The 581-nt window shown below is 42.5% G+C and carries 1 pseudogene; it reads right to left on the bottom strand.

What is annotated here, in order from left to right:
• Positions 1–581 (bottom strand): annotated as a pseudogene (locus tag AC1RRU_RS12590) (YSIRK signal domain/LPXTG anchor domain surface protein); the annotation flags it as partial.

The following is a 581-nucleotide window of genomic DNA, read 5'->3' as shown; positions in this document are numbered from 1 at the left end:
ACATGACCTGTATCATCTGTCGTACCCGAACCGATAACATTGCCATCTTTATCTAATAATTCCACTTTCGTATTTGGATCTGTAGTAACTTCAACAGGATCAGTAGTTGTTGCTTTACCAGTTAAATCACTAGTAACCACAGGCGCCGTTGGCGGCGTTGTATCAGTCGCTTTTTTCGGTTGAGATGTAGAACTATTCGGATGTTCTGCATCGTCCGTCGCCTTGGCAGTGACATTACCTTCAGGAATAGGTTTTGTCGGTGTAATCGTGACATGACCTGTATCATCTGTCGTACCCGAACCAATAATATTGCCGTCTTTATCAAGTAAATCAACATGAGTATTTGGATCTGTAGTAACTTCAACAGGATCAGTAGTTGTTGCTTTACCAGTTAAATCACTAGTAACCACAGGCGCCGTTGGCGGCGTTGTATCAGTCGCTTTTTTCGGTTGAGATGTAGAACTATTCGGATGTTCTGCATTATCAGTCGCTTTGGCAGTGACATTACCTTCAGGAATAGGTTTTGTCGGTGTAATTGTGACATGACCCGTATCATCTGTCGTACCCGAACCAATAATATT

The sequence above is a fragment of the Staphylococcus sp. GW821-FHT11H10 genome (assembly GCF_058807855.1).
Note: the sequence above shows the minus strand (reverse complement) of the source record. Positions and strands in the feature narration are given on the sequence as shown.